Origin of the sequence: Aureimonas sp. ME7, from assembly GCF_903970965.1 — a bacterium.
In the GTDB taxonomy this organism is placed as follows: Bacteria; Pseudomonadota; Alphaproteobacteria; order Rhizobiales; family Rhizobiaceae; genus Aureimonas.
Window position 1 is genome coordinate 362865 of sequence record NZ_CAJCKW010000003.1, and the last position, 19854, is coordinate 382718.

General features: G+C 67.7%; 17 protein-coding genes. 11 read left to right on the forward strand and 6 right to left on the reverse strand.

The genetic code is table 11. The annotated features are described in order from the left end of the window. Positions 1–46 precede the first annotated feature (46 nt). Genes H7A85_RS08290 through H7A85_RS08300 form a run of 3 tightly spaced genes read left to right on the forward strand, consistent with a single transcriptional unit; the run spans position 47 to position 2564 of the window. On the forward strand, positions 47–901 hold the full coding sequence (locus tag H7A85_RS08290) for an ABC transporter permease subunit (RefSeq protein ID WP_244631050.1): 855 nt from the start codon (positions 47–49) through the stop codon (positions 899–901). Between the two features lie 8 nt (positions 902–909). Next, entirely contained in the window at positions 910–1749 is an 840-nt protein-coding gene (locus tag H7A85_RS08295) for an ABC transporter ATP-binding protein (protein WP_182085445.1), read from the forward strand. Beyond that, positions 1746–2564 carry a dipeptide ABC transporter ATP-binding protein gene (locus H7A85_RS08300; protein WP_182085446.1) on the forward strand — a complete coding sequence of 273 codons (819 nt, stop codon included), beginning with the start codon at positions 1746–1748 and terminating at the stop codon, positions 2562–2564. Before H7A85_RS08295 ends, H7A85_RS08300 begins: the two co-directional genes overlap by 4 nt. Before the next feature lie 4 nt (positions 2565–2568). On the opposite strand, the gene H7A85_RS08305 is transcribed toward H7A85_RS08300, so the two are convergent. Then, complete coding sequence (locus tag H7A85_RS08305) at positions 2569–3591, reverse strand: ATP-binding cassette domain-containing protein (RefSeq protein WP_182085447.1); 1023 nt, start codon at positions 3589–3591, stop codon at positions 2569–2571. Positions 3592–3719: 128 nt separating this feature from the next. Here H7A85_RS08305 and H7A85_RS08310 point away from each other — a divergent pair, with 128 nt between their 5' ends. The 6 genes from H7A85_RS08310 to H7A85_RS08335 all read left to right on the forward strand — a co-directional run bounded on the left by H7A85_RS08310 (position 3720) and on the right by H7A85_RS08335 (position 12173). Further along, positions 3720–5399, forward strand: coding sequence for a formate--tetrahydrofolate ligase (locus H7A85_RS08310; RefSeq protein ID WP_182085448.1), 1680 nt, complete (start codon positions 3720–3722; stop codon positions 5397–5399). Between the two features lie 249 nt (positions 5400–5648). Next, positions 5649–7838, forward strand: coding sequence for an anthranilate synthase (locus tag H7A85_RS08315; RefSeq protein ID WP_182085449.1), 2190 nt, complete (start codon positions 5649–5651; stop codon positions 7836–7838). Positions 7839–7858: 20 nt separating this feature from the next. Beyond that, a complete protein-coding gene (locus H7A85_RS08320; RefSeq protein ID WP_182085550.1) occupies positions 7859–8761 on the forward strand; it encodes a cation diffusion facilitator family transporter in 903 nt (300 codons plus the stop codon). A 208-nt stretch (positions 8762–8969) separates the two neighbouring features. Further along, positions 8970–9335 carry a hypothetical protein gene (locus H7A85_RS08325; RefSeq protein WP_182085450.1) on the forward strand — a complete coding sequence of 122 codons (366 nt, stop codon included), beginning with the start codon at positions 8970–8972 and terminating at the stop codon, positions 9333–9335. 405 nt (positions 9336–9740) lie between these two features. After that, positions 9741–11432: a 2-isopropylmalate synthase gene (gene leuA / locus H7A85_RS08330; protein ID WP_182085451.1), complete on the forward strand. Its 1692-nt coding sequence runs from the start codon at positions 9741–9743 to the stop codon at positions 11430–11432. A gap of 111 nt (positions 11433–11543) precedes the next feature. Further along, entirely contained in the window at positions 11544–12173 is a 630-nt protein-coding gene (locus H7A85_RS08335) for a hypothetical protein (protein ID WP_244631036.1), read from the forward strand. Between the two features lie 9 nt (positions 12174–12182). On the opposite strand, the gene H7A85_RS08340 is transcribed toward H7A85_RS08335, so the two are convergent. Both H7A85_RS08340 and H7A85_RS08345 read right to left on the reverse strand, forming a co-directional pair. Next, on the reverse strand, positions 12183–13334 hold the full coding sequence (locus H7A85_RS08340; RefSeq protein ID WP_182085452.1) for a benzoate/H(+) symporter BenE family transporter: 1152 nt from the start codon (positions 13332–13334) through the stop codon (positions 12183–12185). A 138-nt stretch (positions 13335–13472) separates the two neighbouring features. Continuing rightward, positions 13473–14444, reverse strand: coding sequence for a metallophosphoesterase (locus H7A85_RS08345; protein WP_182085453.1), 972 nt, complete (start codon positions 14442–14444; stop codon positions 13473–13475). Positions 14445–14498: 54 nt separating this feature from the next. On the opposite strand from H7A85_RS08345, the gene H7A85_RS08350 reads away from it, so the two are divergent. Next, complete coding sequence (locus H7A85_RS08350) at positions 14499–14948, forward strand: NUDIX domain-containing protein (RefSeq protein WP_244631051.1); 450 nt, start codon at positions 14499–14501, stop codon at positions 14946–14948. A gap of 4 nt (positions 14949–14952) precedes the next feature. Here the strand turns inward: H7A85_RS08350 and H7A85_RS08355 are convergent, their stop codons facing one another. Further along, the gene (locus H7A85_RS08355) at positions 14953–15939 is read right to left on the reverse strand and encodes a glutathione S-transferase family protein (protein ID WP_182085454.1); all 987 of its coding nucleotides are present in this window, start codon (positions 15937–15939) and stop codon (positions 14953–14955) included. 294 nt (positions 15940–16233) lie between these two features. On the opposite strand from H7A85_RS08355, the gene H7A85_RS08360 reads away from it, so the two are divergent. Beyond that, positions 16234–16746, forward strand: a complete 513-nt coding sequence (locus H7A85_RS08360; protein ID WP_182085455.1) for an N-acetyltransferase — start codon at positions 16234–16236, stop codon at positions 16744–16746. Here the strand turns inward: H7A85_RS08360 and H7A85_RS08365 are convergent. Together H7A85_RS08365 and H7A85_RS08370 are read right to left on the reverse strand one after the other, a co-directional pair. Next, positions 16743–17759, reverse strand: a complete 1017-nt coding sequence (locus tag H7A85_RS08365) for a patatin-like phospholipase family protein (RefSeq protein WP_182085456.1) — start codon at positions 17757–17759, stop codon at positions 16743–16745. The genes H7A85_RS08360 and H7A85_RS08365 overlap by 4 nt on opposite strands. 19 nt (positions 17760–17778) lie before the next feature. Then, on the reverse strand, positions 17779–19851 hold the full coding sequence (locus H7A85_RS08370) for a hypothetical protein (RefSeq protein WP_182085457.1): 2073 nt from the start codon (positions 19849–19851) through the stop codon (positions 17779–17781). Positions 19852–19854 lie beyond the last annotated feature (3 nt).

Consider the following 19854-nt stretch of genomic DNA (forward strand, 5'->3'; position numbering starts at 1 on the left):
CGCGCTGATCCCCGATCGCATTCCGGCTGGCGGTGAGCGCCGCCGGATGCTCAAGGAGTTCTGGTACTACTTCTCCGTCAACCGGGGGGCCGTCGCCGGCCTCGTCGTGTTCGCGATCGTTGTTCTCGTCGCCTTCCTGGCACCCGTGATCGCCCCTCACGATCCGACCGCGCAGAACCGCGCGGCGCTGCTCATGCCGCCGGTCTTCATGGAAGGCGGGCAATGGTCCTACATCCTCGGAACCGACGCGGTCGGGCGCGATATCCTGTCCCGCCTGATCTATGGCGCGCAGTATTCGCTGTTCATCGGCACGTTCGTCGTGATCCTCGCCGTGTCCACCGGCATCGTTATCGGTCTGGTCGCCGGCTACTTCCGGGGCTGGGTCGATACCGTGATCATGCGGGTGATGGATGTCATCCTGGCGTTTCCCTCGCTGCTTCTGGCGCTCGTTCTCGTCGCGATCCTCGGGCCCGGCCTCGTCAACGCGATGATCGCGATCGCATTGGTGCTGCAGCCCCATTTCGTGCGCCTGACACGCGCGTCGGTGATGGCCGAGAAGGAGCGCGAATACGTCACCGCCGCGCGCGTCGTCGGCGCGGGTCCCCTGCGGCTGATGTTCAAGACCATCCTGCCGAACTGCCTGGGGCCGCTGATCGTCCAGGCGACTCTCTCCTTCTCCAACGCCATTCTCGATGCCGCGGCGCTGGGCTTCCTCGGCCTCGGCGCCCAGCCGCCGACGCCCGAATGGGGCACGATGCTGGCCGAAGCGCGCGAATTCGTGTTGCGCGCCTGGTGGGTGGTGACCTTTCCGGGTCTCGCCATCCTCGTCACGGTGCTCGCCATCAACCTGATCGGCGACGGCCTGCGCGATGCGCTGGACCCGAAGATGCGCCGGAGCTGAGACCGTCGATGTCCCTTCTCGAAATCCGCAACCTCACCGTTTCCTTCGACACGTCCTCCGGCCCGTTCAAGGCCGTGGACGGGATCGATCTCCATGTCGACCGTCAGGAAGTGCTGGCCATTGTCGGCGAGTCCGGCTCCGGCAAGTCGGTCGGCATGCTGGCGACCATGGGCCTCCTGCCCAAGACCGCGACGGTCACCGCCGATCGTCTCGCCTATGACGGGCGCGACCTCCTGACCCTGACCAAGCGCCAGCGGCGCGAGATCATCGGGCGCGACATCGCCATGATCTTCCAGGAGCCGATGGCCAGCCTCAACCCCTGCTTCACGGTCGGCTTCCAGCTGACCGAGACGCTGCGCTTCCATCTCGGTCTCGGCCGGGCGGCGCGACGCGCGCGGGCGATCGAGCTTCTCCAGGCGGTCGGCATTCCCGATCCGGAAAGCCGTATGTCGAGCTTCCCGCACCAGATGTCGGGCGGCCAGTGCCAGCGCGTGATGATCGCCATGGCCATCGCCTGCAACCCGAAGCTCCTGATCGCCGACGAGCCGACGACGGCGCTCGACGTGACGATCCAGAAGCAGATCCTCGATCTTCTGGTGAACCTCCAGCGCGAGCACGGAATGGGGCTCATCATGATCACCCACGACATGGGCGTCGTGGCGGAAACGGCGCACCGCGTCGTCGTCCAGTACAAGGGACGCAAGATGGAGGAGGCGGGCGTGCTCGAACTCTTCGAATCGCCGAAGAACCCCTACACCCGCGCGCTGCTCTCGGCGCTGCCGGAAAACGCCACGGGCGACCGCCTGCCGACGGTGGCCGATGCCATGGCTTTGGAGACTGCCCGATGACCGCGGTTCTGGAAGCCCGGGGCCTCAAGCGCGACTATCTCGTGCCGCGCGGCCCCTTCTCGAGCCCCAAGGTGGTGCAGGCCGTGAAGGGCGTGAGCTTTTCGGTCGAGAAGGGCAAGACGCTGGCGATCGTCGGCGAATCGGGCTGCGGCAAGTCGACGCTCGCGCGCATCCTGACCCTGATCGACGAGCCGACGGCGGGCGAGCTCTTCATCGACGGCGAGCCGATGCGCGTCGCCCGGGGCGTGACGGCCGAGATGCGCCGCAAGGTGCAGATCGTGTTCCAAAACCCCTATGGCTCGCTCAACCCGCGCCAGCGAATCGGCGACGTCCTGACCGAGCCGCTTCTTCTCAACACCGACATGGGTGCGGCGGAGCGGCGCGAGCGCGCCCTAGCCATGCTGGTGAAGGTCGGGCTGGGACCGGAGCACTTCAACCGGTATCCGCATATGTTCTCGGGCGGCCAGCGCCAGCGCATCGCCATCGCGCGCGCCTTGATGTTATCGCCCAGCCTCCTCGTGTTGGACGAGCCCGTGTCGGCGCTCGATCTGTCGGTCCAGGCGCAGATCCTCAACCTTCTCGCCGACCTTCAGGACGAGTTCGGCCTGACCTACGTCTTCATCAGCCACGATCTGTCGGTGGTGCGCTACATCGCCGACAAGGTGATGGTAATGTACTACGGCGAGGTGGTGGAATACGGCACGCGCGACGAGGTCTTCGCCGCGCCGAGCCACGACTACACCAAGAAGCTCTTCGCCTCGACGCCGCGGGCCGATGTCGACAGCATCCGCGCGCGCATGGCCGCGCGGGCCTGAGGTTTCAGGCGAAGAGGGCCCAGAGCTTGCGGGCGTCGATCTTGCCGAGAAGGCGCCCGCGCTCGGCGACCACCACGTCGCCGCGCCGCAGCGTCGGCAGGACCTGGGCGAGCGGCGTTCCCGTCTGGACGAGGCCGGCAAAGCCGCTCGCCTCGTCCTCCGGCGCGATCGGCGTCATCACGTCCTGGGCTTCGAGGAAGCCGACCGGGTTGAGCTCCGACAGGAGAGCGGCCACGTGATCGCTCGCCGGCTGGAGAACGAGATCGCTTGGGCGGCCGACCTGCACCAGCCGTCCGTTGTCGAGAACCGCGACGCGGTCGCCGACGCGCAGCGCCTCGGCCGGGTCGCAGCTCGACAGGATCACCGTCTTGTCCGTGCGCTCGCGCAGGCGGCGCAGCGCGTTGACGAGCGCGGGATCGCGCCAAGCGTCCGGCGTGTCGATGGCGGTGTCGAGAAACAGGATCGGCTCGGATCCGAGCGCTGCGAGGAGCAGTTGCACCTGCGGGCGGATGCCGGGCGGCAGATCCTCGATGCGCATGTCGGCGGCGTCGCGAAGGCCGGCACTGGCGAGTTCCAGAACGGCGCGTGGCGCCCGGTCGCGGCGCGAAACGCCGTGGCGCGCGAGATGCGCCGTGACGACGGAGGCGACGGTCCGGCGCGCGGGCAGCGGAACGGGTGCGCGCGCGAACGCCACCGTTCGGGCCCCGTGCCGCTTGCGGTCCGCCTTGGTGGCGGTGGACAGCTCGACCGGGCCGTGCGCCGTGACGAACGAGGCCGAACCGCGCGCGATCTCGGCCGAGCCGTCGAGGGCGGCCAGCAGGCTCGTCTTGCCCGAGCCCGAACCACCGACAAGCACCAGGATCTCGCCGGGATAAACGTCGAGATCCACGTCGATCACGGCCACCGCGCCTTCGCCCCCCAGGCGGATCGCATGGGGGCTCTCGCCCGCATCGGCGCGCCGAAGGGCGGCGCCGGGTTGGCGGCCATGGACGACGGCAAGGTGGCGGATGCTGATCTGCGGGGTCATGGGGCGGGCTTATGCGCCAGCGGCATCCCCCGCGCAAGCGCGGCGGGACGCTGGGTTGGTAACGGTTTTGCGCCAGTTCGATCGCAAGTTTCGCGCCCCGCGCGCGGGAGATGACAAGGAGACGTCGTTTGTCCGAACCCCAGTCCGATATAGCCATCGCCCGCCGGGCCGAGCTCCAGCCGATCGGCGCGGTCGCGGAGCGGCTCGGCATTCCGCCGGAGGCAGTCATTCCCTACGGGCGCGACAAGGCCAAGCTCGACGGCGCGTTTCTTCGCTCGCTCGAAGGGCGGCAGGAGGGCAAGCTGATTCTGGTGACGGCGATCAACCCGACGCCGGCCGGCGAGGGCAAGACCACGACCACAGTCGGCCTCGGGGACGGGCTGAACGCCATCGGCCGGCGTGCGGCCATCTGCCTGCGCGAGCCCTCTCTCGGCCCCTGCTTCGGGCAGAAGGGCGGGGCGGCGGGCGGCGGCCACGCCCAGGTCGTGCCGATGGAGGACATCAACCTCCACTTCACCGGCGACTTCCACGCCATCACGACGGCGCACAACCTTCTGGCGGCGATGGTGGACAACCACCTCCATTGGGGCAACGCGCTCGATCTCGACCCACGCCGCATCGTCTGGCGGCGCGTTCTCGACATGAACGACCGGGCGCTGCGCGACATCGTCCAGTCGCTCGGCGGCCCCGCCAACGGCTTGCCGCGCGAATCCGGGTTCGACATCACGGTCGCCTCCGAAATCATGGCGATCGTCTGCCTCGCCACCGGCCCAGAGGATCTGCGCGAGCGGCTGGGGCGGATCGTCGTCGGCTACCGACGCGACCGCTCCCGCGTCTATGCGCGCGATCTCGAGGCCGACGGCGCGATGGCGGTCCTCCTGAAGGACGCGATGCTGCCGAACCTCGTGCAGACGCTGGAGAACAACCCGGCCCTCGTCCATGGCGGCCCTTTCGCCAACATCGCGCACGGCTGCAACTCCGTGGTGGCCACTAAGGCGGCGCTGCGCATGGCCGACTACGTGGTGACGGAAGCGGGCTTCGGCGCCGATCTCGGCGCCGAGAAGTTCTTCGACATCAAGTGCCGGCAGGCCGGCTTGAAGCCGGACGTCACGGTGATCGTGGCGACCGTGCGAGCGCTCAAGATGAACGGCGGCGTCCCCAAGGATGCGCTGGGCGCCGAAAACCTCGACGCCGTGCGGCGGGGCGCCGCCAACCTCAAGCGGCACGTGGCCAACTGCATCGGCTTCGGCGTGCCGGTGATCGTCGCGGTCAACCATTTCGGCACCGACACACCAGACGAGATCGAGGCCGTAAAGGTCGCGGCGGCCGAAGCCGGTGCCGAGGCCGTCCTGTGTCGCCATTGGGCGGAGGGCTCGAAGGGCATCCTGGAACTGGCCGAGAAGGTGGCGGCGCTCGCCGATTCGGGGCGGGCCCGCTTCCGGCCCGCCTATGCCGACGAAACCAGTCTTCTCGGCAAGATCGAGACGGTGGTGAAGGACATCTACCACGGCGCGGCGGTGACGGCGGAGCCGGGCGTCCTCAAGCTTCTCGGCGAGTTCGAGGCGGACGGCTACGGCCACCTGCCGGTGTGCATGGCCAAGACGCAGTATTCCTTCTCCACCGACCCGAGCCTGCTCGGCGCCCCGAGCGGCCATGTCGTGCATGTGCGCGACGTGCGCCTGGCAGCCGGCGCTGGCTTCGTGGTGGCGATCTGCGGCGACATCCTGACCATGCCGGGGCTGCCCCGCCATCCCGCCGCCGAGCGCATCTTTCTGGACGAGGAGGGCCGCGTGGAGGGGCTGTTCTAAAGTGCGAGCGCACCTGCAAAGCACTGGCAAATAGGGGTTGCCGGCGGATTTTCGTTGCGGGGCGGAAACGCTTCGGCTACCCATCTCGCCATGGAACACGCACGCAACCGCACGAACTGGTGGCAGATCCGCTTCTAGCGGCTTTGCGAACCCGTGCGCGTTCGACCAGCAAAGGCCGCTCCGGACCCCCGGCGGCCTTTTCGTTTTGAGAGGCCTCCGATCCGGCGCTCGAACGATGGAGTGGATGGCATGACTTCCCCGATCCCGACCGACGGCGCATTCCGATACCGGACGGAGGGCGGCGTTCTCGTCACGCGGCGCCGCCGCGAGGTGCCCTACGAGGGCGCGATCGAGCCTTATGTCGATCGGCTCGACACGCGCCGAGGCGCCGTGTTCTCGTCGAACTACGAGTATCCCGGCCGATACACGCGCTGGGACACGGCGATCGTCGATCCGCCGCTCGGCGTCACATCGTCCGGCCGGCATGTCGTCGTGGAGGCCCTGAACCCGCGGGGCCGAGTGCTTCTCGGCTTCGTCGCCGAGGCCCTTGAGGGGCACGAGGACATCGCGCGCGCGACCGGCCAGGAGGGACGTCTGGAACTCGAGATCGCGCTGCCGTCGCGCGCCTTCACGGAGGAAGAGCGCTCGCGCATGCCGACCGTCTTCTCGGTGCTGCGCGCGATCGTCGCCCTCTTCAAGTCGGACGAGGATTCCGACCTCGGGCTCTACGGCGCCTTCGGCTACGACCTCGCCTTCCAGTTCGACCGGGTGGACGAGACCCAGACGCGCGATCCCGAGCGGCGCGATCTCGTGCTCTACCTGCCGGACGAGATCCTGATGGTGGATCACTATTCCGCCAAGGCCTATGTCGAGGAGTACCAGTTCGAGCGGGGCGGGCAGACGACGGAAGGGCTCGAAGGGGGCGGGGCGGACGCGAGCTTCCAGCCGGCCAACCGCATTCCGCCGCGCGGCGACCACAAGCCGGGCGAATACGCGGCCCTCGTGCGCCGCGCCAAGGAGAAGTTCATGCGCGGCGACCTGTTCGAGGTCGTGCCGGGCCAGACCTTCTACGAGCGCGTCGAGCATCGCCCGTCCGAGGTGTCGCGGCGTCTCAAGGGCATCAACCCGTCGCCCTATTCCTTCTTCATCAATCTGGGGGCCAACGAGTTCCTGATCGGCGCGAGCCCCGAAATGTTCGTGCGCGTGTCGGGCCGCCGGGTCGAGACCTGCCCGATCTCGGGCACCATCCGGCGCGGCGAGGACGCGATCTCGGATTCGGAGCAGATCCTCAAGCTCCTGAACTCCAAGAAAGACGAGTCCGAACTCACCATGTGCTCGGACGTCGATCGCAACGACAAGAGCCGCGTCTGCGAGCCGGGCTCGGTGCGCGTCATCGGCCGGCGCCAGATCGAGATGTATTCGCGCCTGATCCATACGGTGGACCATATCGAGGGCCGGCTTCGCGAGGGCATGGACGCGATGGACGCGTTCCTTTCCCACGCCTGGGCGGTGACGGTGACGGGCGCGCCGAAGCTCTGGGCCATGCGGTTCATCGAACAGAACGAGAAGAGCCCGCGCGCCTGGTACGGCGGGGCGGTCGGCATGATGCACTTCAACGGCGACATGAACACTGGCCTGACGCTGCGCACCATCCGGCTCAAGGATGGCATCGCCGAGGTGCGCGCGGGCGCGACGCTTCTCTACGATTCCAACCCGGAGGAGGAGGAAGCGGAGACGGAACTCAAGGCGTCCGCGATGATCGCCGCGATCCGCGAAGCGGGCAAGCCGGCGGCCGATCAGGCGGCGGCCGAGCGCGCCAAGGTGGGCGAGGGGGTGAAGATCCTTCTCGTCGATCACGAGGATTCCTTCGTCCATACGCTCGCCAACTACTTCCGCCAGACCGGGGCGGAGGTGACCACGGTTCGCACGCCCGTGCCGGAGGAGATCTTCGACCGCGTGTCGCCCGATCTCGTGGTTCTTTCGCCCGGTCCCGGCAATCCGGACGACTTCGACTGCCGGGGCACGATCGCTGAGGCGCGCAAGCGTGAGATGCCGATCTTCGGCGTCTGCCTCGGCCTTCAGGCGCTCGCCGAGGCCTATGGCGGCACGCTGCGCACGCTGCACGTGCCCGTCCACGGCAAGCCCTCGCGGGTGCGCGTGTCGAGCCCCGGCGTGATCTTCTCCGGCCTCGGGCCGGAAGTGACCGTCGGGCGCTACCATTCGATCTTTGCCGATCCCGTGCGCCTGCCGCGCGAGTTCGAGGTGACGGCCGAGACGGAGGACGGGATCGTGATGGCGTTCGAGCACCGGCACGAGCCGGTGGCGGCCGTCCAGTTTCACCCCGAAAGCATCATGAGTCTTGGGAGCGACGCGGGCATGCGGATGATCGAAAACGTCGTGGCGCGCCTGCCGCGCCGCGCCGGCGTCAAGGCGGCCTGATGACCGCTTCCGCGATGGCGATGGCCGACGAGTCGGGGCGTCTCGTCAAGCGCACGGCGATGATGACCATCGCCGTCGCCTGCCTCGTGCTCGGCATCAAATACGCCGCCTATGCCGTGACCGGATCGGTGGCGCTGTTTTCCGACGCGCTGGAGTCCATCGTCAACGTGGTGGCGGGGGTGATCGCCCTTTGGGCGGTCAGCGTCAGCTACAAGCCGGCCGACGTCGATCATCCCTACGGACACACCAAGGCGGAGTATTTCTCCGCCGTGGTGGAAGGCGTGCTGATCGTCGTGGCGGCGCTCGTCATCCTGCGCGAGGCCTACGGGGCGTTCTTCGTGCCGCGTGCGCTCGACGCGCCGTTTCTCGGCATGGCGATCAGCGGCGGCGCGACGCTGATCAACCTGTTCTGGGCGCTCTACCTCCTGCGCAAGGGAAGCGAGCACCGCTCTCCTGCGCTGGATGCCGACGGCCGCCACATCATGGCCGACGTCGTCACCTCGGTCGGCGTCCTCGCGGGGCTGGGCATCGCCAGCGTGACCGGATGGGGCTTCCTCGATCCGGCACTCGCCGCGCTCGTCGCCCTCAACATCCTGCGCGAGGGATGGAAGGTCGTGGCCGCGTCCTTGTCCGGTCTGATGGATCAGGCACTCGATCCTTCCGACGATACGCGGGTTCGCGAGATCATTTCCGCCTCGGCACAAGGTGCGATCGAAGTTCACGACGTTCGCTCCCGCACTGCGGGACGCGCCGTTTTCATCGAATTCCACCTCGTCGTACCCAGCGATATGCGGGTCGCGGATGCTCACACGATCTGCGATCGGATCGAAGACAGGCTCCAGGAAGCCTTTGCGGGAGCGCGTGTTCTGATCCACGTGGAGCCCGAAGGTGAGGCCAAGCAGGTCGGCGTTCCTGTCCTTTAGTCCACTGATATTATGGACATTAATTCCTTCGACGGGAAAAAGGCAGGTAACCTTCTTTTCGCAACGCACTGTTCATCATCTGGCTATCGAACCGGCGGGTTCGATCGCTTATATCGCGATCATCGAACGCCGCAGTAGAACGCTCCGCCTCCCAAGTCGATGGAGGGATCAAGCGCCGCGGGGTTGCGTCAATTTAAGGAATAAGAAAATGAAGATCGTTGCTTTCGCTTCTGCCGCCCTCGTTTCCCTTGCGGCACTCACCGGTGCGGCTTCCGCCGCCGGCGTCGTCCCGGGCTCCGACTACTACACGGAGGCGCATGCCGACCGTGAAGCCAACAGCGTTATTCGCGGCGAGACGGCTGCCGCTCCTGCCAATACTGTGACGGAAACCCGTTCCTTTGGCTACCCGGCTTCGACCGGCGCCACGGTGAACCTCATCCCCGGTTCACGCTACCAAAGCCGCGCCACGCAGACCAACTCGATCAACGCGGTCGCCCGCGGCGAGTATCACAATGGCTACGTCGCCGGCGCGCCGGTGTCCGGCCGCTTCGTCCCGGGCTCGGACTCGTTCTGATCCCTGGCATTCGATCGGACGGTCCTCCCTCCGTCCGGTTGCAAAGGCCCGATCCGCAAGGATCGGGCCTTTTTTCGTTCGATACGGCAAAAGGACTTGCGCCCGCGCGGAGCCGCGTTCATGTTCGCCGCCATGTCGCAGACCCGAGCCCCTTTCGAATCCACCACGACCGTCGCCACTCGGCGCGGTGTGGGTTGCGCTCGTCTGCCGGCTGGCCTTCTTCTCGTCCTTAGCGGCGATCGTCGGGCCCGTTGATCGAAGGGGCGCCCGGCGGTCGAGCCGGCGCGCGAAACCCTCGCATCGCCTCCAGTCTCTTCGGCTTTACAGAACTCCACAAATCCTCGAAGGACGAACCGGTCGGCTGAGAGCCGCCGCCGTCTTTGCCGAACGAGCAAGGTTTCCGCTATGTCCGTATCCGCCCCGGTGATGCGCAACGCCACCGACAAGTATCAAGCCTATCCCGCCGTCGATCTGCCCGATCGCCAATGGCCCTCGCGCCGCATCGAGACGGCCCCGATCTGGTGCTCGGTGGACCTGCGCGACGGCAACCAGGCGCTGGTCGATCCGATGGGGCAGGAGCGCAAGTCGCGCATGTTCGCCCTTCTGAAGGCGATGCGCTTTCGCGAGGTCGAGATCGGCTTTCCTTCCGCGTCCCAGACCGACTTCGACTTCGTGCGCTGGTGCATCGAGGACGGCGGCGTGCCGGACGAGATGTCGCTCCAGGTCCTTGTCCAGTGCCGCCCGGAGCTGATCACCCGGACATTCGAGAGCCTGGAAGGGGCAAAGAATCCGATCGTCCATTTCTACAACTCGACCAGCGAGCTGCAGCGCCGCGTCGTGTTCGGCAAGGATCGCGCGGGCATCAAGGCGATCGCGGTGGACGCGGCCAAGATGATCACCGACATGGCGGCGAAGGCCGGCGGCGGGTTCCGCTTCGAATATTCGCCTGAAAGCTTCACCGGTACCGAACTCGAGTTCTCGCTCGAGATCTGCAACGCGGTCGCCGAGGTGGTCGGCCCGACGCCCGAGAACCGCCTGATCCTCAACCTGCCCGCCACCGTCGAGATGTCGACGCCCAACATCCATGCCGACCAGATCGAATGGATGAGCCGCAACCTCGACAATCGCGACGCGATCATCCTCTCGCTGCACCCGCACAACGATCGCGGCACCGCGATCGCCGCGACCGAACTCGGCCTCATGGCAGGCGCCGACCGCGTCGAGGGCACGCTCTTCGGCAACGGCGAGCGCACGGGCAACGTCGATCTCGTGACGCTCGCGCTCAACATGTACACGCAAGGAATCGACCCCGAGCTCGACGTGTCCGACATCAACCGGATCAAGGACGTCTACGAGCACTGCAACCAGCTCACGATTCCCGAGCGCCACCCCTATGTCGGCGAACTCGTCTACACCGCGTTCTCCGGTTCGCATCAGGATGCGATCAACAAGGGAATGAAGGCGGCGAAGACCGCCAACTCCCCGCTCTGGGCCGTGCCCTACCTGCCGATAGACCCGCAGGACGTCGGCCGCTCCTACGAGGCGATCATCCGCATCAACTCGCAAAGCGGCAAGGGCGGCATCGCCTATGTGCTCCAGGCCGACCACGGCCTGAACCTGCCGCGCAAGCTTCAGGTCGATTTCCGCGAGGACATTCAGCGCATCACCGACGAGGAAGGCAAGGAGCTTCCGGTCAAGCGGATCTACGACCGCTTCATCGAGCGCTACGTCGAGCAGCCGGGTGCGCGCTTCGGCTATGTCGACCACCTGACGCGGCCCGAGCAGGGGCCGGCGCGCCGCACGGTGACGGCCCAGGTTCGCGACGGCGAGAAGACGGTCGATATCGAGGGGCGGGGCACGGGCGCGATCGACGGGTTCATCGACGCGCTCGCGCGCCATACCGGCATCGAACTTTCGGTCGCCGACTATTCCGAGCACTCGTTGCAGCGCGGCTCCAACGCCTCGGCCATCGCCTATATGGAGATCGAGCATCCCGGCGGGCGCGTGTTCGGCGCGGGCATCGACCAGAACGCCACCACCGCCTCGCTCAAGGCCATCGTTGCAGCCGTCAACATGATCGCCAATAATCAGGGTTAACGGATCCTTTCGCGAGGCCGGTCCGTTCCGGCCTCGCGAAAGCCTGCGGCGATAGTCCTGAAAGTCGGCGGCGGGCCATGACGGTTCGCCGGCGATGCAGTCGAGGTTGGCATGATGATGGAGCCCAAGGGCAGCGCGTTGACGGTTTCCTCGGGGACCAAGCGTCTGGCCGACGCCGTGCGCGCGGCCAAGATCGCCTCCGCGCAGCGCACCGACATCGTGGTCGATATCCGCGAGGCGGACCGGGCGCGGCTCGAGATCTTCGCCGAGGAACTGCAGCCCATCATCGACGCCGTTCCGCCGGGCGACGACCTGTTCGACTTCACGCTGTCGGGCGGCCCGCAGCCGCGCTTCTGGGTGGACGGAACGGCGCAGGTGATGATGGCGCGCGACCGGCGCACCTATCGCTTCGTGCGCGACACGCGGCTCGGCCGTCTTACCCTCGCCGAATCCACCGAAAGCCGCCTGATCGTCGACAAGGTGACCGAATACGTCGCCGAGCGGATGGTCGAGCGCGACCGGGCGTTGGCGAGCGACGACGGCATCGGCCTGCGCGCCGCGCCCGAGCGGACGGCTCCCTCGCCGACCCAGCCGCTCGCTTCGCACGAGCCCATCCGAATGGCGCCGCGTCCGCGCTCCACCGACTTCGTGATCGCCCTGTCCTGGCTGATGATCGGCATCGTGGTCGGCGCCGGGGTTCTGATGCTGCTGGCGGCGCTGCGTGGGGCGCCGATCCTCTGATCGCCCCTCCTAGCGCCGGCGCTGCAGGAGAAGCATCGCGCCGCCGGCAAGAAGGCCCCAGAACGGCGCGCTGATCGCGAAGAACACCGTTCCCGAACTCGTCACCAGAAAGCACAAGGTCGCGGCCTCGCGCTCGCCCGGTTTCGCCATGGCCGCGTTCAGCGATGCGGACAACGCGCCGATCAACGCGAGCCCGGCGATCGCCTGAACCAGAAGCGGGTTCTGAGCCGCGAACGCGGTGATGGTGCCGGCCGACAGCCCGAACACGATGTAGGCCATCCCCGAAACGACGCCTGCCCACCAGCGCCGGTCGCGATCCGGTCCTGCCTCGTCGCCGGCGCAGATCGCCGCCGTCATCGCGGCGAGGTTCACCGCGTGTCCGCCGAACGGGGCGGACAGGATCGTGGCGAGTCCCGTGCCGGAGAAGATCGAGCCGGGGTCGGGATCGTAGCCGTTCACTCGCATGACGGCGATGCCGGGAATGGTCTGCGACGCCATGTTGACGAGAAACAAGGGAACGCCGAGGCCGAGGATGGCAGCCGCCGTGAACTCGGGCACCACGAACACCGGCTGCGGAATACCGAGCGCGGCGCCGTTCGCCACACCCGGTCCCGTCGATGCGATGATGCCGAAAGCGACGAGGGCCGCGGCCGGCACGGCGAACATGCGCTTCCACAGGCCGACGAGAAGCCATGTGCCGGCGATGGCGAGCGCGGCCCACGGTTCGCTCGCCAGGGCCCGCACGGGCGCCAGACACAAGGGCAGGAGGATGCCGGCCAGCATGGCGCTGGCCAGCGATAGGGGAATACGGGTGACGAGGCGGCCGAGCGGGCGCACGAGCCCCGCCAGAAGCATAAGAGCGCCGGCCACCAGGAATGCGCCGACCGCCACGGCAAATCCCCCGCTCGGGCTCCCGGCGCTTGCCAGAAGCGCGGCGCCGGGCGTCGACCAGGCGATCGACAACGGAAGGCGCGATCGCCAGCACATCACGATGCCGGTGATGCCCATGATGACGGACAGCGCCATCAGTCCGGCGGCCGCTTCCGCCTCGCTGGCGCCCGCACCCCGGAGGCCCTGGAGGATCACCGAGAACGAACTCGCATAGGCGACGAAGGAAGCAAGAAGACCCGCCGCCAAGGCAGAGGAGGGAGGGCGGGTCATGGAAGCTCCACAAGGGACAGGCTGAACCTTAAGCCCTCCTTATGGTGGGGAAAGACCCTGCTGCAAGCGCCGAACGGCGGATTGCGCAAACTTCAGGCCTGACGATCCGCTCGATCGCGGCTTCGCGGCGGGATGGTGTCAGCCGCCGGAGGCCTCTTCAGCAACGGGGGCAGGGGCTGCGCGTTCGCTGAGGTTCTCTGCCGTGCCGTCTCGCAGGAGGCGCCGTTCGCGGATCCAGTCGATGCCGCTCCCGTCCGCCTTGAGGCCGCGTTCGCGCTGGGTGAGGGACCAGCGGCCGGGCTCGCCCTCGATCTCGAACAGGTTGTAGCGTGAGGCCGGTTTGGAGCCGCCGGCGTTCTGGCTGGCCGAGGGAACACCGGCCACCGGCACCTTGGCCCCGTCCGGGCCGTTCAGCCAGTAGAGCGTGTCGAGATGCGTGTGCCCGTGGAGAACGAGTTCCGCCCCCGCATCGTGGATCACCTTGGAAAAGAACTGCTTGCCGATCAGCCGCTTCGACCAGGCTGCAGCCCCCGCGATCGGCGGATGGTGGATCATCACGACGCGAAACAGCCCGCGCGCCTTGGCCTCTTCCAGAAGGCGGGCGGTGGCGAGTGCCTGTCCGCGCTTGAACGTGCCGGTGGCGAAGAAGGGGGCGGTGGCCTCGGCGCTGGAGGTGCCGATGATGGCGACGGGGCCGCGAATGCGCAGGTAGGGATAGTGCCGGTGCGATCCGGCCCGCCCGTCGTCGCCGACGAGATAGGGGTGCCACTCGTCGTAGACGCGCTTGAGCGCGCCGGGCACGTAGGCGTCGTGGTTGCCCGGCACGACCGAGACCCATTTCGGATCGCCGAGATCTTCTAGCCAGATCCGGGCGCCCGTGATCTCGCCCTTGGTCGCGAGATTGACGAGATCGCCCGTCACCGCGACATGGTCGGCGCTTTGCGCCTTCATGTCGGCGACGAGGCGCAGGAGCGTGTCGCCGAACATCGCCCGCTTCCGGTTGCGCTGCCAGTTGATGTAGCCGGTGATGCGCTTGGTCGCGAGCTCGCGGTAGGAAAGCTCCGGCAGCGGGCCGAGATGAATGTCGGACAGATGGGCGAGACGAAACATGGCGGATCAACTAGCCGGAACGCGGGCGATGAAAAGGGGCGCTCGTTGCGCGGCGTGAGCCGGATGGTCCGCTCGCTCGGCGGCGTCTACGCAAGGGCGGTGCGTCCGATGACCCTCGGCGTTCGCCTTCTCGGGCACGACGAGCGGGGCCACGTGTTCCTGGTGCGCCATGTCCATCGCGCCGGGTGGTTCCTGCCGGGCGGCGGCGTGGAGCGGGGCGAAACGGCGGCCGAGGCCGCGATCCGCGAAGCGCGGGAGGAGGGCAACCTCCGGCTGGACGGACCGCTCGCGCTGGTCGGCATTTTTCGGAACCCCTTGCAGCGCGGCGATCACGTCGTCCTCTTTCATGCGTCCGTCCGCGCCCTCGGCGAAAAGCGGGCGGACCGGGAGATCGCCGAGGGGCGCTTCTTCGACGTCGGCGAGCTTCCGGAGGACATCTCTCCCGCCACCTCGCGCCGCATCCGCGAATGGCGGGGCGATCTCGCCCTGCCCGCGGACTGGTAGCGCGTCAGAGCGGGACCTGCTTGTCCCGCCCGTGTGGCCGGTCGAGATCGAGTTCGGGGCCGAGCGGCACGATCCGCGTCGGGTTCACGGTGTCGTGGCTCTCGTAGTAGTGATGCTTGATATGGGTAAGGTTCACCGTCTCGGCGACGCCCGGCCATTGGTAGAGTTCCAGCATATAGGCTTCGAGGTTCGGATAGTCCGCGATCCGCCGGAGGTTGCACTTGAAGTGCCCGTGATACACCGCGTCGAAGCGGATCAGGGTGGTGAACAGGCGCCAGTCGGCCTCCGTGACGCGGGAGCCCGTCAGGTAGCGCTGGCGCGACAGGCGGTCCTCCAACTGGTCGAGCGTCTCGAACAGGGCGTGGAAGGGTTTCTCGTAGGCGCCTTGCGTCGTCGCGAAGCCGCATTTGTAGACGCCGTTGTTGACGTTGTCGTAGACGAGCGCGTTCACCGCATCGATCTCGGACCTCAGCTCGGCCGGGCAGAAATCCACCGACGCGTCGCCGAACGCATCGAAGGACGAGTTGAACATGCGCAGGATCTCGGCGGACTCGTTGTTGACGATCGTGTTCTCGCGCTTGTCCCAGAGCACCGGCACGGTGACGCGGCCCGTGAAGCTCGGATCGGCCTTCTGGTAGACCTCGAAGAGGCGCGTCGCGCCGTTGACCTCGTCCGGAATGACGCCGGGATGGGGCGCGAAGGTCCAGCCCTCCTTGCCCATGAACCAGTCCACCACCGACAGGGACACGACGTCCTCCAGCTTCTTCAGCCGGCGCAGGATCAGCGTCCGGTGCGCCCAGGGGCAGGCGAGGGAGACGTAGAGATGGTAGCGGCCGGCTTCCGCCTTCACGGCATCCTGACCGTCCGGCCCGGGGCTCCCGTCGGCCGTGACCCAGCGACGAAAGGCGGTCTTGGTGCGTTCGAAGGCGCCGCCCGTCTTCTTCGTGTCGTACCACTGGTCCTGCCACTTGCCGTCCACCAGAAGGCCCATACCGCGTCGTCTCCTTCGATTTGCCGGTTTGGAAGGGGAAAGCTTGTGTGAGGGTCGGCCGTTCCCAGCCCGAAGCGACGACGCTGCGTTTCCTATCGACGCACGCTCATCGATTTGATAGGAAGCCCGCGGACAAAAACGGGGCGTCGATGCCCCTCGGGCTACATTCCCATGCAGCGACGACGACGCGAAGGGGCGGCACCAGCCGCCGGTATGAACGCCGCCCAAGGCTGATTCCGCGCGTTCGGAGGGTCTCGGGCGGATTGGCAAGCCTTCCCGTTTCAGGACTCGTCCATGTTGTCCACCCTTCAGGATCTCGACCTGCGCTTCGTCGCGGAAACCGCTGATCACGCCGACGCCATCGAGGATATCGCGGCGCAAGCCTTCGGCCCCGGGCGCTTCACGCGTGCGGCCGAGCGGGTGCGCGAGCGCTCGCCCCACGACCCCGCTCTGTCGCTGGTGGCGATCCTGCGCGGCGAGGTGGTCGGCTCCGTCCGGCTCACAAGGGTGGCGATCGGTGGCTCACCGGTCCTGATGCTGGGTCCCTTGGCCGTGCGCCCGAGCTTCAAGAAGCGTGGGATCGGCCGCACGCTACTCGCCATGGCGGCCGATGTGGCGCGCGAGGTGGGAGAGCGGGCGATCTTCCTGGTCGGCGACCGCGCCTATTACATGCCGCTCGGCTACAAGCCGCTCCCCTCCGGCTCCGTGATCATGCCCGGTCCGGTGGACGAGGCACGCATCCTTGGCCTCGAACTCGCGCCGGACGCCTGGAGCGGCGTGCGGGGCCGCGTCGAGCCGCGCCGCTAGACGATCGCCTCGACTTCGAAGGCCAGCGAGGAGCGGTGGCCGATGTCGCGCCTGTGCCGATCCAGCCAGCGGTCCGTCGCCGTGCGGCCGAGGTCGCGCAAGGTTTCGAGTTCGGACCAGCGCGTGTCGAGCTTGCCGACCGCGCCGCGTCGCGTCAGCTCTTCGCCCGCCGAGATCATGTGGAGGCGCAGGTCCGCGATCCGACGCATCACCGGATTGTCGAGGTCCTCGCCGCGCACCAGCCGCTTCACCTCGGTCAGCATGCGAAGGTCGCGCATCAGCGAGGTGTTGAAGGTGATCTCGTTGACCCGCGCCATGATCTCCTCCGCCGTGTCCGGCACACCGGGGCGGGCAAACGGCGTCACCTGCACGATCAGGAGATCGGCCGTGCCGCGATCCTCGTTGAAGAGCGGCGTCAGGACCGGATTGCCGAGATAGCCGCCGTCCCAGTAGTGCCGCCCGTCGATCTCCACCGCGCGGAAGAGGTCCGGCAGGCAGGCGGAGGCGAGAAGCGCGTCGGCCGTCAGCTCGCGTCCGGAAAAGACACGCACGCTCCCCGCCTCGACATCGGTCGCCGAAACGAAGCAGGGCACGAGCGTCTGCGCCTGGAGGCGGGGCAGGTCGATCGCCTCCTCCACCACGCGGCGCAGCGCGTTGGCGCTCGGCAGCGCCGGGCTGTAGGGCGACAGGAACTGGTTGAAGTTTTGCGCCTGCTCGATCGCACGATGCACCACGGCGCGCGGGAAGGGGAAGAAGGGCAGGCTGTTCTCGATCGCGCCGAGTGGCGAGCGGGCGGCGACCGTTTCCCAAAGGCGGTGCAACCCCGCCTTGGCACCCTCGCGCCCGTTCGTATCGAGCCCCGCTGCCAGTGCCGCCGCATTCAGTCCGCCCGCGCTCGTTCCGCTGACAGCGGCAATCTCGATCGAGGGATCGTCCAGAAGACGGTCCAGAACGCCCCAGGTGAAGGCGCCGTGGGCGCCGCCGCCTTGCAGGGCTAGCGTGATCCGATCCATGGCCACAAGGCGACCTTTCTCAGCGCCCTTCGCGATACCAGGTGGCGGAGACCGCCAGAAGTAGGACCGCAAGGCCGAGGAAACCGGCAAAGAGCGGCGTGCGGTCGACCCCGCGCAGGACGCTTTCCTGCGTGGTCCGCATCCCGATCCAGTCGCGCCCGTCGGCATCCGCGCGGCCCGACACCGGCACGATGCGCGGCACGGTGATCCCGCCCTCGGCTTCCGCCAAACGCCGCGTGCTGCCGCGCGAGGCGTCGGCGATCGGCTGGAGCTTGTCCGTCGTGGAGATCGCTTCGCGGTATTCGCGCGGATTGACCGGGCCGATATTGGCGAGGGCGCGAAGATCGCCGTTGGCGACCTGATAAAGGCCGAGCTCGGTGGCGGGCAGTCGCCCCTGCCATTCGCCGTCCTCGACCTCGGCCAGCGTCACCTGGGAAGCCGCGCCCGTCGGCGTGACGACGGTGGCCGGACCCGGGTCGTCGCCGATCGTGTGGCGGGTGATGACGAGTTCCTGTCCCCGCCCTTCGGCGTCGAGCGCTTCTTCTTCGAGTTCCGGCTCCTTCATCAGCCAGTGTGCGAGGCGGCGGAACAGCGGCACATGCGGGCCGCCGCCCTCGAAGCCGCGCGACCACAGCCAGCCCTGGTCGGACAGGAGCAGCGCGACGCGGCCTTCGCCGGCCCGGTCGAGCACGAGAAGCGGCTTGCCGTCCGGCCCGGTCATCACCGTTTCGCCCTTCGTCTCGCCGACGTCGATCGAGCGGAACCAGGGGCTCCAGCCCGGCGGGGTGGCGCCCGCGCCGGGCAAGTCGCGCGTCACCGGATGCTTGCGCCCGATGGGCGACAGGATCGGGCGGAATGCGCGCTCGTCCACCTGACCGGTCGGAAGCGCCGGCAGGATCGAGCTCAAGGGCGAGTTGGCCACCGAATCAGGCCCCGCATATTCCGGCCCCGAGGCGATCAGCATGGCGCCGCCGTTCTGCACGTACTGGGCGATGTAGTCGTAGTAAAGCGTCGGCAGGACGCCGCGCCGCTGGTATCGGTCGAAGATGATGAGGTCGAAATCCTCGATCTTCTCGACGAAAAGCTCGCGCGTCGGGAAGGCGATCAGCGACAGTTCGTTGATCGGCGTCCCGTCCTGCTTCTCGGGCGGGCGCAGGATGGTGAAGTGGACGAGATCCACCGCCGCATCCGACTTCAGGAGGTTGCGCCACGTGCGCTCGCCGGCGTGCGGCTCACCGGACACGAGGAGCACGCGCAGGTTCTCGCGAATGCCGTCGATGACCGCGATCGAGCGGTTGTTGACCGGCGTGATCTCATCTGGGGTCCGCGCCGCCGACATCTCGACGATGTTCTTTCCGGCGCGCGGCAGGGTGATCTGGACTTGGGCCTCCGCGCCCGGCACCGCGTTCTGGCGCGCCACGAGATCGCCGTTCAGGAAGATCTGCACCTCGACCGGGTTGCGCGAGGCGCCTTCGCCCTCCTCGACGACGCGATAGGTCAGCGTCTGCGGCTGGTCGACGAGCCCGAAGCGCGGCGAGGTCAGGATTTCCAGGCGTCGGTCGAATTCGTTCGGACGGCCCGTGACGAGCGCATGCACCGGCGCGTCGAAGCCGAGATGCTGGAGATCGGAGGGAATGTCGTGGACCTGCCCGTCGGTCACCATGATCGCGCCGCCGACGCGGGCGGGCGACACGTCGCGCAAGCCGTCGCGCAGCGCCCCGAAGAGCGCCGTCGTCGCATCGCCCTCGCCCGAACGCGCGTCGATCGTGCGCACCTCGAACTGCGGGAATGCTGCAAGGCTCCGGCGTAGCGCGTCCGCCGCCTCGTCGGTCTGCGCGGTGCGCTCGCCGATCGTCTGGCTCTGGCTTCGGTCCACCACGAGGGCGACGACGCTCTTCAAGGGATCGCGCTCTTCGCGCAGCACCACGGGGTTGAGGAGGGCAAGGAGAAGGGCGGCCAGCGCGAGCGTGCGGATCACGGCGCCGCGCATACGGGCCGCCAGAAGCGCCACGGCGAGGATCAACGCCGGCACGGCGAGGATCGCGATCACCGTCCAGGAGAAGAAGGGCGAAAAGTCGATCGACCAGTTCATCGG